Source organism: Streptomyces sp. NRRL F-5122 (assembly GCF_001507435.1).
In the GTDB taxonomy this organism is placed as follows: domain Bacteria; phylum Actinomycetota; class Actinomycetes; order Streptomycetales; family Streptomycetaceae; genus Streptomyces; species Streptomyces lannensis.
This window is the reverse complement of the sequence record NZ_LMWH01000001.1, coordinates 468,835-482,015: the sequence shown is the minus strand read 5'-3', so window position 1 is coordinate 482,015 and position 13,181 is coordinate 468,835. Positions and strand designations below refer to the sequence as shown.

General features: G+C 72.8%; 12 protein-coding genes and 1 rRNA gene. 11 read left to right on the top strand and 2 right to left on the bottom strand.

The features are described 5' to 3' along the window. Positions 1 to 109 (top strand): 5S ribosomal RNA (gene rrf / locus ADL25_RS02185); the annotation flags it as partial. A gap of 1,329 nt (positions 110 to 1,438) precedes the next feature. Further along, complete coding sequence (locus ADL25_RS49605) at positions 1,439 to 2,221, top strand: tetratricopeptide repeat protein (RefSeq protein ID WP_234380294.1); 783 nt, start codon at positions 1,439 to 1,441, stop codon at positions 2,219 to 2,221. Positions 2,222 to 2,285: 64 nt separating this feature from the next. Here the strand turns inward: ADL25_RS49605 and ADL25_RS02170 are convergent, their stop codons facing one another. Continuing rightward, positions 2,286 to 3,587 (bottom strand): DUF1015 domain-containing protein, encoded by a 1,302-nt coding sequence (locus tag ADL25_RS02170; RefSeq protein WP_059125837.1) that lies wholly within the window; start codon positions 3,585 to 3,587, stop codon positions 2,286 to 2,288. Positions 3,588 to 3,659: 72 nt separating this feature from the next. Between ADL25_RS02170 and ADL25_RS02165 the strand changes: the two genes are divergently transcribed. From ADL25_RS02165 to ADL25_RS02150, 4 genes are read left to right on the top strand one after another with little or no spacing between them, the layout of a single operon-like run. Continuing rightward, positions 3,660 to 4,709, top strand: coding sequence for an HAD hydrolase-like protein (locus ADL25_RS02165; protein WP_059125836.1), 1,050 nt, complete (start codon positions 3,660 to 3,662; stop codon positions 4,707 to 4,709). Between the two features lie 55 nt (positions 4,710 to 4,764). After that, a complete protein-coding gene (locus tag ADL25_RS02160) occupies positions 4,765 to 5,808 on the top strand; it encodes a FecCD family ABC transporter permease (protein WP_059125835.1) in 1,044 nt (347 codons plus the stop codon). Continuing rightward, the gene (locus ADL25_RS02155) at positions 5,805 to 6,842 is read left to right on the top strand and encodes a FecCD family ABC transporter permease (protein ID WP_059125834.1); all 1,038 of its coding nucleotides are present in this window, start codon (positions 5,805 to 5,807) and stop codon (positions 6,840 to 6,842) included. The genes ADL25_RS02160 and ADL25_RS02155 overlap by 4 nt, the downstream gene beginning before the upstream one ends. Continuing rightward, positions 6,839 to 7,750: an ABC transporter ATP-binding protein gene (locus ADL25_RS02150; RefSeq protein WP_079050117.1), complete on the top strand. Its 912-nt coding sequence runs from the start codon at positions 6,839 to 6,841 to the stop codon at positions 7,748 to 7,750. The genes ADL25_RS02155 and ADL25_RS02150 overlap by 4 nt, the downstream gene beginning before the upstream one ends. Here the strand turns inward: ADL25_RS02150 and ADL25_RS02145 are convergent. After that, entirely contained in the window at positions 7,734 to 8,081 is a 348-nt protein-coding gene (locus tag ADL25_RS02145) for an SCP2 sterol-binding domain-containing protein (RefSeq protein ID WP_059125832.1), read from the bottom strand. The two genes, ADL25_RS02150 and ADL25_RS02145, sit on opposite strands and share 17 nt — an antisense overlap. A gap of 42 nt (positions 8,082 to 8,123) precedes the next feature. Here ADL25_RS02145 and ADL25_RS02140 point away from each other — a divergent pair, with 42 nt between their 5' ends. The 5 genes from ADL25_RS02140 (at position 8,124) to ADL25_RS02120 (ending at position 12,938) form a co-directional block, all read left to right on the top strand. Then, entirely contained in the window at positions 8,124 to 8,441 is a 318-nt protein-coding gene (locus ADL25_RS02140; RefSeq protein WP_079050116.1) for a hypothetical protein, read from the top strand. A 55-nt stretch (positions 8,442 to 8,496) separates the two neighbouring features. Continuing rightward, positions 8,497 to 9,312, top strand: coding sequence for a TlyA family RNA methyltransferase (locus tag ADL25_RS02135; RefSeq protein WP_059125830.1), 816 nt, complete (start codon positions 8,497 to 8,499; stop codon positions 9,310 to 9,312). Then, positions 9,309 to 10,214, top strand: a complete 906-nt coding sequence (locus ADL25_RS02130; protein ID WP_059125829.1) for an NAD kinase — start codon at positions 9,309 to 9,311, stop codon at positions 10,212 to 10,214. Before ADL25_RS02135 ends, ADL25_RS02130 begins: the two co-directional genes overlap by 4 nt. Positions 10,215 to 10,393: 179 nt before the next feature. Continuing rightward, positions 10,394 to 12,112, top strand: a complete 1,719-nt coding sequence (recN, locus tag ADL25_RS02125; protein WP_059125828.1) for a DNA repair protein RecN — start codon at positions 10,394 to 10,396, stop codon at positions 12,110 to 12,112. Positions 12,113 to 12,137: 25 nt separating this feature from the next. Further along, complete coding sequence (locus tag ADL25_RS02120; RefSeq protein WP_059125827.1) at positions 12,138 to 12,938, top strand: hypothetical protein; 801 nt, start codon at positions 12,138 to 12,140, stop codon at positions 12,936 to 12,938. Positions 12,939 to 13,181 lie beyond the last annotated feature (243 nt).

Below are 13,181 nucleotides of genomic sequence, written 5' to 3'. Positions count from 1 at the left end.
TCATAGCGTGAGGGAAACGCCCGGTTACATTCCGAACCCGGAAGCTAAGCCTTTCAGCGCCGATGGTACTGCAGGGGGGACCCTGTGGGAGAGTAGGACGCCGCCGAACAATCTTTGGAGGACCTCTGGTCCCAGCGACTTGCTGGGGCCAGAGGTCCTTTTTGTTTTTCCGGAGCGCGCCGGGTACTCGGCTGCGCGAGAATGACTTGCGGTACCGAAGACAGGAGTCACCATGTCCACCAACTCTCCCGACGAGCGTCCTGAGCGCGACCAGCGCCGCCGGGACAGTGGTGACCGAGGCGGTTATCGCGGAGGGGTACGTCGCGACGACCGTGGTGGCCACGGCCGTCGTGAGGACGGCCGGGGTGACCGTCGTGACGACCGCGGTGGATACGGCGACCGGCCCGCCTACCGGCGCGACGACGACCGCGGTGGGTACGGCCGGCGTGACGACAGCCGGGGCGACGACCGTGGTGGCTTCCGCGGACGTGACGACCGTCGCGACGACCGCAGGGATGACCGTCGGGACGGCGATCGCGGCGATCGTGGCGGGATCCGCCGGGATGACCGCGGTGGCTACGGCGACCGCGGTGGACGTCCGCCCTTCCGGCGTGACGACCGGCCCGGTGCCCCGCGCCGTGACGATCGGGACCGGGGCTTCCGCCGCGACGGTGACCGTCCGGCCCCCCGCCGCGACGATCGTCCGGCCCCCCGCCGCGACGACGATCGTGGTGGGTACGGCCGTCGTGACGACCGGCGTGACGACCGGCGTGGTGACGATCGTGGTGGCTTCCGCGGACGTGACGACCGTCGCGACGACCGCGGTGGCTACGGTCGCCGTGACGACAGCCGTGGTGATGACCGTGGTGGCTTCCGCGGGCGTGACGACCGTCGCGACGACCGGGGTGGTCATGGCCGCCGCGACGACGACCGGGGTGGCTACGGCCGTCGTGACGACAGTCGCGGTGACCGCCGTGACGACCGCGACCGCGCCTTCCGCCGTGACGATCAGCGGGGCGGCTACGGTCGCCGCGACGACCGCCGCGACGACGACCGGGGCGGCTACGGTCGCCGTGACGACCGCCGCGACGATCGCCGGGGCGACGACCGTGGTGGCTTCCGCGGACGTGACGACCGTCGCGACGACCGTGGTGGCCACGGCCGTCGTGAGGACGGCCGGGGTGACCGTCGTGACGACCGCGGTGGCTACGGCGACCGGCCCGCCTACCGGCGCGACGACGACCGGGGCGGCTACGGGCGCCGTGACGACAGCCGCGGTGACCGCGGCGGCTTCCGAGGACGCGACGAGCGCGGTGCGCGCGGTCCCCGTCGCGACGAGCGCGGCGGTCGCCCCGGCGGCTTCCGCGGGCGTGACGACCGGAGCGGTGGCGGCCGCTTCCGTGACGAGCGGGACCGTGACCGCGAGCCGATCAAGCGGCTGCCGATTCCCGAGGACGTCTCCGGCGAGGAGCTCGACAGGGACGTTCGGCAGGAGCTGCAGAGCCTTCCCAAGACGCTCGCGGAGGACGTCGCCAAGAACCTGGTGATGATCGCGCGGCTCATCGACGAGGACCCCGAAGGCGCGTACGGGTACTCCAAGGTGGCGTTGCGCCTGGCGTCCCGTGTCGCGGCCGTGCGTGAGGCGGCAGGCTTCGCGGCGTACGCCAACCAGAAGTACGGCGAGGCCCTGGCCGAGTTCCGGGCCGCCCGGCGCATGACCGGGGACATCGAGCTGTGGCCCGTGATGGCCGACTGCGAGCGCGGCCTCGGCCGGCCCGAGAAGGCGCTCGACATGGCGGGTGCGCCCGAGGTGCACAAGCTCGACAAGGCGGGTCAGGTCGAGATGCGGCTGGTCGCGGCCGGTGCGCGCCGCGACATGGGCCAGCTGGACGCCGCCATCGTCACGCTGCAGAGCCCGGAGCTGGCCTCCAACTCCGTGCAGCCGTGGACCGCGCGGCTGCGGTACGCGTACGCCGACGCGCTCCTGGCCGCAGGACGGGAGCGTGAGGCGCGCGAGTGGTTCGCCAAGGCCGTCGAGGCCGACAAGGACGGCAGCACGGACGCCTCCGACCGACTCGCCGAGCTGGACGGAGTGGAGTTCGTCGACGCCCTCGACGACGACGCCCCCGACGACGCGGTCGACGACGAGGGCGTGCGGTCCTCGTCGGACGAGCCTGTTCCGGGTGAGCGGGACGGCGACCACGAGGACGACGAGAGCTGACCCGACTCCAGGTCGAGGCGCGTGACGGGGCGGGATCCGGGCAAGGATCCCGCCCCGTCCGCGCTCAGAGCGCGTCGGGAGGCGTCAGCGCCCGGAGCACCAGCCCCGACGCCGGCTTGGGACCGAACGATGTCGACTTGCGCGGCATCGTCACGCCCTGCCGGGCCAGCTCGCGTACGACCTCCTCGCGGACTGGGTGCAACAGCACGGCCGTACCACCGTCGCGCTCGGCCTTCTCGACCGTCGCGGCGGTGTCGTGGATATAGGCGATGTGTTCCGGGGAGTCGTCGGGGATGCGCCAGACATGCTCGAGCAGCGCGTTGTGCAGCACGGTCGCGTCGAGGGTGCGCCAGGCCTCCGGCCGGTCCAGCGGGACCGTGCGGGCCAGGAGGTCCGGGGACGGCTTGTCGACCAGGTGGAAGGCGCCGTCGCCCGCCAGCAGGAACGCGTTGCCGGCACAGGACGCGTCGGCCAGCGTCTCCAGGGCCTCGTTCAGCGGGGTGTGCAGTTGGCGCACCCGGAACAGCCCCGAGAGCGCGGACAGCGCCTCGGCGACCGGAAGACGGTGCAGGAGGCGGTGGATCGCCCGGACCCGCAGCGGATAGCGGGCCGTGTCGACCAGGAGGACGAGGCCGTAGTCCCAGGGACTGGGCGAGGCGTGCTCCCCGCGTAGACGCAGATAGGTCGCCCAGCGGTGGTGGCCGTCGGCGATCAGGGCCTGGTGCCGTGCCAGGTCCGTCTGGATGCGCTCGAGCTCGGCGGGATCCGTGACCGCCCAGAGGCGATGGCTGAAACCGTCCTCGGTGGTGGTGCACAGCAGCGGTGGGCGTTCGGCGGTGCGTTCGATTGTGGCCGCCGCCCCCGCCTCGTCCCCGTCGCCGCGGTAAGTGAGCAACAGAGGTTCCAGGTTGGCCGAGGTCGCGCGCATCAGGGCCGCCCGGTCGGCGACGACATGCGGCATCACGTCCTCGTGGGGGAGGACCACACCGTCCGACGGCTGCGACACGCGCAGCGCGCCGATGACGCCCCGCTGCACCAGTCCGGCACCGCGCTGTTCGTAGACGTAGAGGCCGGGCTGGTCGTCCGTCGTCAGGACGCCTTCGGTGACCCAGCGGCGCAGGGTGTTCGCGGCCTGCTTGTTGCGTGCCGTGGGGGTCGACGCCTGGGGCAGGATCAGCCGGACGATGTTGTGCGGATCGGCCGATTCGAGGTGGAGCACTCCGTCCGGGCGAACGACGACGTCGTACGGCGGAGAGGTGACCGCGGCGAGGCTGCCGACGCGGTCGGGGTCATAGCGCAGGCCACGGAACGGGGTCAGTTCAAGGCCCATGTGCGCCGGTACGTGCCCGGGACCTGCAGTGTTCATTGATGCATCGTAGTTGTGTCGGCGCGATGCGCGATGATTCGGGTGAAGCAAACGAACGAGGAGCGATGCCCAATGAGCCAGACCGTCAGGACGCGGCCCGAGGGCAGTGCGCGCCCCCTGAGCGCGGCGTACGACACGGCGTTGCTCGACCTGGACGGGGTTGTGTACGCGGGCGGGAACGCGATCGCGCACGCCGTGGCGTCGCTCGACACCGCCCGTGCGGGCGGAATGCATTTGGCGTACGTCACGAACAACGCGTTGCGCACACCGGACGCGGTGGCCGGCCATCTCACGGAGCTGGGGATACCGACGAAGGCCCCGGACGTCATCACATCGGCGCAGGCGGTGGCCCGGCTGATCGGTGAGCAACTGCCCGCGGGATCGCGTGTCCTGGTCGTCGGCGGTGAGGGCCTGCGCGTCGCCCTGCGGGAGCGGGGGCTCGAGCCCGTCGAGTCGGCCGACGACGACCCCGCGGCCGTGGTGCAGGGGTACGGCGGGCCGGACCTGCCCTGGGGGCGGTTCGCGGAGGCCTGCTACGCCGTCGCGCGCGGCCTGCCGTGGTTCGCGTCCAACACCGATCTGACCATCCCGAGCGCGCGCGGGATCGCGCCGGGCAACGGGGCGGCCGTGGAGGTCGTACGGATCGCCACCGGTGCCGAGCCGCAGGTGGCGGGCAAGCCGCTGCCGCCGATGCACCGGGAGACGATCCTGCGGACCGGTGCGGAGCGGCCGCTGGTGGTCGGGGACCGGCTGGACACGGACATCGAGGGCGCGTTCAACGGCGGGGTCGATTCGCTGCTCGTGCTGACGGGCGTGACGGACGGCGCCCAGTTGCTCGCCGCCCCCCCGCAGCACCGGCCGACGTATGTGGACGCGGATCTGCGCGGGCTGCTGACCGGGCAGCCGGAGGTGCTCGCGGTGGACGGCGGGTTCCGCTGCGGGGGCTGGACGGCGGCGGACGCCTCATCCGCCGCGGGGGAGGCGTCGGGGAGTCTCCGGCTGGAGGGCGAGGGGGAGACCCTGGACGGGCTGCGGGCGCTGTGCGCGGCGGCGTGGACGGCGGCGGGCGGGGGTGTGTGCCGGCTGGACGGCGGGAAGGCGCTGGCCCGGCTGGGGCTGTGAGGGGGAAGGCGGCCGCCCGTCGAGGGGGATGGCGAGGGTAGGCTAACCTAACTGCGTGTTGGTCGACAGTCCCCCCGAACCGCGCGCGGAGACCGCCCCCGCGCCCCCGAACCGCCGGGCGATACGGGCCCTCGGGCTCTTCGTCTCCGTCGTGATCCTGGCCCTCGTCGTGCTGGCGAGCATCGCGATCGGCGCGAAAGGGCTGTCACCGGCCCAGGTCTGGCACGGTCTGTTCCATGATTCGGGCACGTATGCGGACGTAGTGGTGGGCGACCGGCTCTCGCGCACCGTCCTCGGGCTGCTCGCGGGGGCGGCGCTCGGCCTGTCCGGTGCCGTGCTCCAGGCGCTCACCCGCAATCCGCTCGCCGATCCCGGTCTTCTCGGTATCAACGCGGGCGCCTCCGCCGCCGTCGTCACCGCCATCACCTTCTTCGGCGTCACCAGCCTGAGCGGGTACGTGTGGTTCGCCTTCCTCGGCGCGGCCGCCGTCGGGGCCCTGGTGTGGTTCCTCGGCGGCAGCCGCGGCGCCACACCGGTGCGGCTGGCGCTTGCCGGCACCGCGATCAGCGCCGCGCTCTACGGCTATCTCCAGGCCGTGATGATCATGGACGACGCGGCGCTCGGCAAGATGCGCTTCTGGACCGTCGGGTCCCTGGCCTCGGCGACGGACGCGACCATCACCCAGGTCCTGCCGTTCCTCGTGGCCGGGACGGTCCTCGCGCTGGCGCTGGCGCGCCCGCTGAACGCCCTGGCGATGGGCGACGACACCGCCCGCGCCCTCGGCGCCCACCTCAACCGCACCCGTGCCCTGTCCATGGCCGCCGCCACCGTGCTGTGCGGCGCCGCGACGGCCGCGTGCGGGCCCATCGTGTTCGTCGGCCTGATGGTCCCGCACGTCGTACGGTCCTTCACCGGCCCGGACCTGCGCTGGATCCTGCCGTACGCGACCGTCCTGTCGCCTGTGCTGCTGCTCGGCGCCGACGTGGTCGGCCGCATCGTCGCCCGGCCAGCGGAGCTCCAGGTCGGAATCGTGACCGCGGTCCTCGGCGGCCCGGTCTTCATCTTCCTCGTACGACGGCGGAGGACGGCGCAGCTGTGAAGGACATCCGTAGCCTGCGCACGCCGGGCGGGCTCTCGCTGCGTCTGGACGTGCGCGCGTGCACCGTCGTCGTCCTGCTCCTGGCGGCCGCGCTCGTCGCGAGTGTCGTGCTGATCGGCACCGGCGACTTCCCGATCCCGGCCGGGGACGTCCTCAGGACGCTGGCCGGCGACGGCAAGCCGGGCCAGGAGTTCATCATCACCGAACTGCGCCTGCCGCGTGTGCTCGTGGGGCTGCTGGTCGGGGCCTCGCTCGGGCTGGGCGGTGCGCTGTTCCAGTCCGTCTCCCGCAACCCTCTGGGGAGCCCCGACGTGCTCGGTCTCGGACAGGGTTCGACGGCCGGGGCGCTTGTGATGATCGTGCTGTTCTCCGGGAGCGCCACCCAGGTCGCCGCCGGTGCCCTGGTGGGCGGGCTGGTGACCGGACTCGCCATCTATCTGCTGGCCTGGAAGCGGGGTGTGCACGGCTACCGGCTGGTCCTGGTCGGCATCGGCGTGTCCGCGATCGTCACGGCGGTCAACGGCTATCTGCTCACCAAGGCCGACATCGTCGACGCGGCCCGCGCGCTCGTCTGGATGACCGGCTCCCTCAACGGCCGCGACTGGGACCAGGTGTGGCCGTTGCTCGCACTGGTCTGCGTTCTCGTACCGCTCGTCCTGGGCAACGCGCGGGGGCTGCGGATGATGGAGATGGGCGACGACGTCTCGTACGCCCTCGGAGTGCGCGTAGAGCAGGTACGGCTGCTGCTCATGGTGTCCGCCGTACTGCTCACCGCCGGCGCGACCGCCGCCGCGGGCCCGGTTGGCTTCGTGGCGCTGACCGCGCCGCAACTCGCCCGCCGGCTGACCCGCTCACCCGGCCCGAACCTGGTGCCCTCCATGGTCATGGGGGCCGCGCTGCTGATCGTCGCCGATTGGGCCTCCCAGCGGGTCTTCGGCGCGGACCAACTGCCCGTCGGCGTCGTCACGGGCGTCCTCGGCGGCTTCTATCTGCTGGGCCTGCTGGTCACCGAACGCCGGGCGGGCCGCATATGAGCGCCGCGCGCGGACCCGTAACGAACGACAAGAGGAGCACCGTGAACCGCCTGGCCGCCGACGACGTCACCCTCGCCTACGACCAGCGCGTGATCGCAGAACAGCTGTCCTTGGAGATCCCCGACAACTCCTTCACCGTGATCGTCGGCCCGAACGCCTGCGGCAAGTCCACGCTGCTGCGCGCCCTGTCCCGGATGCTCAAGCCGTCCCGGGGCCGGGTGCTGCTCGACGGCCAGCTGATCCAGTCGATGCCGGCGAAGAAGGTGGCACGGACCCTCGGCCTGCTGCCGCAGTCCTCGATCGCGCCCGACGGGATCACCGTCGGCGACCTCGTGGGCCGTGGCCGCTATCCGCACCAGGGGATCCTGCGCCAGTGGTCGGCGGACGACGAGCGGGTGGTACGGGAGTCGATGGCGCGCACGGGTGTCGCCGGGCTCGCCGACCGCTACGTCGACGAGCTCTCCGGTGGTCAGCGGCAGCGCGTGTGGATCGCCATGGCGCTCGCCCAGCAGACCCCGCTGCTGCTGCTCGACGAGCCGACCACCTACCTGGACATCCAGCACCAGATCGATGTGCTCGACCTGTGCGCGGAGCTGCACGAGGAACAGGGACGGACGCTGGTCGCGGTGCTGCACGACCTGAACCACGCCGCCCGCTACGCCACCCACCTCATCGCCCTGCGCGAGGGGAAGGTGATCGCCGAGGGCGCCCCGAAGGACATCGTCAGGGCCGAACTGGTGGAGGAGGTGTTCGGGCTGCGCTGCCAGGTCATCGACGACCCGGAGACGGGGACGCCACTGGTGGTGCCGGCGGCACGCGGGACACGCACCCGTGCGGCCGCGGCGGAGGCCTCCCCTGACGCGGGCAGGGCCGCCGGCGGCCCTGCGGGGGCTACAGGAGCTTCCTGAGCCGGAACACATCGAGCAGGGACGCCTCCAGCCTCACCCGGCCCGAGCCCCAGGCCTTCGCGAAGTGCAGCTCGCCGTCGACCATCGCCACCAGGTCGTCCCCGGTCATCGCCAGCCGGATCTGGGCCTTGTCCGGGGGTGGTCCCTGGACCGTGTCGAGCACCTCGATCCGGCCGTCTCTGAGGCGGCCGACGAAGGTGATGTCCAGATCGGTGACATGGCAGCTGAGCGAGCGATCCAGAGCCGCCGCCGCATGCACGTCGCCTTCGGCGCCCGCCAGATTGTCCGAGAGCTTGTCGAGTGCGCTGCGGCACTCCTCAATCGTCGCCATCGTCAGCGACGGTACCCCAGGGGTTCGGGGTAGCGTCGGGGCATGAGCGACACTGTGCCCGAGGCCGGGGTCCCGGCGGAGTCAGCGCCGGCGGACCCGGACCTTCCGGGCGAATCCGTCAATGAGCCCGAGGACGACCCGGCCGCGCCCGCCCCGCTGAACGTGCCCAGGACCCCCACCGGCAACGCCGATGTCGACGACCGGCTGGAGCGGCTGTCCGACGCCGACCACCTCGCCACGGACGGACACGTGGAGGTGTACGAGGATGTACACGGGGGGCTGCGGGACGCGCTGACCGCGCTCGACGCCCGGCAGGGGCCTGCGGCCCCCGTCCATCGGCCGGGTCCCACCGGCCGATGAGACCCTACGGGGCACACCTTCCGATCCGACGCAGGGGAACAGGAGCTGACCGAACGTGGCAGGAGTCGCACGCCGCCGTCTGGACGCGGAGCTGGTCCGCCGGAGACTCGCGCGCTCGCGCGAGCACGCCGGCCAGCTGATCGCCGCGGGCCGGGTCACCGTCGGCAAGACCGTCGCCACCAAGGCCGCCAGTCAGGTGGAGACCGCCGCGGCCATCGTCGTCGCGCAGGACGGCAGCGACCCCGACTACGTGTCGAGGGGCGGCCACAAGCTGGCGGGCGCGCTCAAGGCGTTCGTGCCGCAGGGCCTCGCGGTCGAGGGCCGGCGTGCGCTCGACGCCGGCGCGTCCACCGGCGGCTTCACCGATGTCCTGCTGCGGGCGGGTGCCGCCCATGTCGTCGCCGTCGACGTCGGATACGGACAGCTCGCCTGGACTCTCCGAAGTGATGAACGCGTCACCGTCAAGGACCGTACGAACGTACGCGAGTTGACGCTCGAAGCGATCGATGGGGAGCCTGTGGATCTTGTTGTGGGGGATCTTTCCTTCATCCCGCTCGGACTGGTGCTGCCCGCCCTGGTGCGGTGCGCGAAGCCGGACGCCGACCTGGTGATGATGGTCAAGCCCCAGTTCGAAGTGGGGAAGGAAAGGCTGGGCAGCGGCGGGGTCGTCCGCAGCCCGCAGCTGCGCGCCGAGGCCGTGTGCGGGGTGGCCGGACGAGCCGCGGAACTGGGGCTCGGCGTGCAGGGTGTGACGGCGAGCCCGTTGCCCGGACCGTCGGGCAACGTCGAGTACTTTCTGTGGCTGCGTGCCGGAGCACCCGCACTGGACCCGGCCGACGTTGACCGTGCAGTGGCGGAGGGGCCGCGGTGACCGACAACCGAGCTCGTACTGTTTTCCTGCTCGCCCACACCGGGCGGCCCGCGGCGATCCGCAGCGCGGAACTCGTGGTCAAGGGTCTGCTGCGCTGCGGGATCGGGGTGCGCGTCCTGCAGACGGAGGCCGAGGACCTGCCCCTTCCGGACGAGGTGGAACTCGTCAAGGAGGCCACCCCGCAGTGTCTGGACGGGTGTGAGCTGCTCATCGTGCTCGGCGGCGACGGCACGCTGCTGCGCGGCGCCGAGTTCGCCCGCGCATCCGGTGTGCCGATGCTCGGCGTCAACCTCGGCCGCGTCGGCTTCCTCGCCGAGGCCGAGCGCGACGACCTCGACCGGGTCGTGGACCGGGTCGTGATGAAGGCCTACGAGGTCGAGGAGCGCATGACCGTCGACGTCGTCGTGCACAAGAACGGCGACATCGTCCACACCGACTGGGCGCTGAACGAGGCCGCCGTGCAGAAGGTCTCGGCCGAGAAGCTCCTCGAGGTCGTCCTGGAGATCGACGGACGGCCGGTGACCGGGTTCGGCTGCGACGGCATCGTGTGCGCCACCCCCACCGGTTCGACCGCGTACGCGTTCTCCGCCGGCGGTCCCGTGGTGTGGCCGGAGGTGGAGGCGCTGCTCATGGTGCCCATCAGCGCACACGCGCTGTTCGCCAAGCCGCTGGTGACCTCGCCGAACTCCGTGCTCGCCGTGGAGGTGCAGCCGGACACCCCGCACGGTGTGCTGTGGTGCGACGGTCGGCGGATGGTGGAGCTGCCCCAGGGGGCGCGCGTGGAGGTGCGGCGAGGAGCCGTGCCGGTGCGGCTGGCCCGCCTGCACCATGCGTCGTTCACCGACCGCCTGGTGGCCAAGTTCGCGCTCCCGGTCTCGGGGTGGCGGGGCCGGCCGCACTGATCGTCCGCCGGGCCGGTTCCCGGGCGCGGGCCGTCCGAAGTTGCCTTCCTCCGCGCGGCGCAGGCACCCGACGTGATGACACCGCGCCCCTCCCGGGCGCGGTGTACCTCTCGGGAGTGACATGGGCCGCTCGCACATCCCCCGCCCGACCTCGTAAGGTCTTCTCCGTGTTGGAGGAGATGCGGATACGGTCGCTCGGAGTCATCGACGACGCGGTCGTGGAGCTGTCGCCCGGCTTCACCGCCGTGACCGGTGAGACGGGCGCGGGCAAGACCATGGTCGTCACCAGCCTCGGCCTGCTCCTCGGCGGGCGCGCCGACCCGGCCCTCGTCCGGATCGGGGCGAAGAGCGCGGTCGTGGAGGGGCGGATCACCATGCCCGAGGGCGCCTCCGTCGCCGTACGCGCCGAGGAGGCCGGGGCCGAGCTCGACGACGGAGCGCTGCTGATCAGCCGCACCGTGTCCGCCGAAGGACGCTCGCGGGCCCATCTGGGCGGACGTTCCGTGCCCGTCGGGGTGCTCGCGGAGCTGGCCGACGAACTGGTGGCCGTGCACGGGCAGACGGACCAGCAGGGGCTGCTGAAGCTGTCCCGCCAGCGGCAGGCACTGGACCGGTACGCAGGTGACGCGGTGGCGGTTCCGCAGGCCAAGTACGGGGAGGCGTACCGCAGGCTGCGGGCGGTCTCCGTGGAGCTGGAGGAGATCACCACACGCGCCCGTGAGCGGGCCCAGGAAGCCGACATGCTGCGCTTCGGGCTCGAGGAGATCGCGGCTGTGGAGCCGCGCGCGGGCGAGGACGTCGAACTGGCCGAGGAGGCGGAGCGGCTCGGGCACGCGGAGGCGCTCGCCTCGGCCGCGACGTCCGCGCACGCGGCGCTCGCGGGCAATCCGGAGGACCCCGAGGGCGTCGACGCGGCCACCCTGGTGGCGGGCGCGCACCGGGCCCTGGAGGCGGTGCGGTCGCACGATCCGGCGCTGTCGGGGCTCGCCGACCGGATCGGCGAGATCGGCATCCTGCTCGGCGACGTGGCCGGCGAGCTGGCCGGCTACGCCGACGACCTGGACGCGGATCCGCTGCGACTGGCCGCCGTCGAGGAGCGGCGGGCCGCACTGAACGCGCTGACCCGCAAGTACGGCGAGGACATCGCCTCGGTCCTCGCCTGGGCCGAGCAGGGCGCCGTACGGCTGACCGAACTCGACGGCGACGACGAGCGGATCGGGGAGCTGACCGCCGAGCGGGACGCGCTGCGCACCGAACTGGGTGGTCTGGCGCAGGCGTTGACGGACGCGCGCACGGAGGCGGCCGAGCGATTCGCCGCCGCCGTAACCGCCGAGCTGGCCTCGCTCGCCATGCCGCACGCGCGGGTGTCGTTCGAGCTCCGGCAGACGGACGACCCCGAGGGTGTCGAGGTCGGTGGACGCACGGTCGCCTACGGCCCGTCGGGTGTCGACGAGGTCGAGCTGCTGCTCGCACCCCACCCCGGTGCGCCGCCGCGGCCCATCGCCAAGGGCGCCTCGGGTGGTGAGCTGTCGCGAGTCATGCTCGCCGTCGAGGTCGTCTTCGCCGGGACCGACCCCGTGCCGACGTACCTCTTCGACGAGGTCGACGCGGGCGTCGGCGGCAAGGCGGCAGTGGAGATCGGGCGGCGTCTCGCGCGGCTCGCGAAGACCGCGCAGGTCGTGGTCGTCACCCATCTGCCGCAGGTGGCGGCGTTCGCCGACCGGCAGCTGCTGGTGGAGAAGCGCAACGACGGGTCGGTGACGAGGTCGGGCGTGAAGGTCCTCGAGGGCGAGGACCGCATCAGGGAGCTGTCCCGGATGCTGGCCGGGCAGGAGGACTCGGAGACGGCCCGGGCGCATGCGGAGGAGCTGCTGGCGACGGCACGCGCGGACGCCTGACGGACGGGCCCCTTAGGGTGTCCGGATGATCAGCTGCACGGGCAGGACCGCCTCGTTCGCACTCGCCGCGGCCGTCACCCGGACCGCCACGGCCGCACTGCGCGCCACAGCTCCTGGCGGGCGCGGCCGCTGGGAGCGGAAGAACCACGTCGGGCGCACCGTCGGGCTGTACGCGGGGCCCGCGGTGGCCGCCGCCACCGCGCTCGCGGCCGGGAGGACACGTCCCGCCGTGGGGGCGGCCGTGCTCGCCGCCGGTCTCTGCGGTGCCTACGACGACATCGCGGGCGCCGGGGACCCCCGGCGAGGCTTCCGGGCGCATCTGTCGGCCCTGCGGGACGGCGAGGTCAGCAGCGGTGCCGTGAAGCTGTTCGGGATCTCCGCGGCCGCGCTGGCCACGGGCGCCGTGCTGCGGAAGCGGCCGCTGGACACGGTGCTCGCCTCGGTCGTGATCGCCGGGACCGCCCATCTCGTCAACCTCGTCGACGTACGACCGGGACGTGCCGCGGGGGCGGTGGCCGTGCTGGGCACCCTCGGGCTGCTGCACCACGGCGCGGCCGGGGAGCTCTCCGCCGCCGCGGCAGGCGCGGCGACGGCCGTCCTCGCGGACGACCTCGGTGAACGTGTGATGATCGGCGACACGGGGGCACACGCTCTCGGCGCCGCCCTCGGTGCCGCCGCCGTCGCCGGATGGGCGGCCCCGCGCGCACGGGGCTCCGCTCGCGGGGGACGGCGAGCCGGACCGCTCGTCCATGCGGCGGTCCTGGTGGCCGCGGCCGCGTACGGGGAGAGGGTGAGTGCGGCGGCGAGGTCGTGGGGCACGGGGTGACACCCGGGTCGACGGATTGTCCGGGTCTGCGGCACAAGTGCGGTCCGACTCGCTACGCTCTTCATCCATGTGAGTGACCGTGTCCGTCCCCGACGGTTGGATCCGCCCCCGTCCCGCGCCTCCGCCGGTGCCGCAACACGCCCGCGCCCTGGCATCCTTGAGTCGTCCGCGGAGCACCTCGCGCGGTCCACCCCCAGCGCGCGATCCTTCTGTACGTTTCCTCGTGACCGTCCGAAGCCGAAC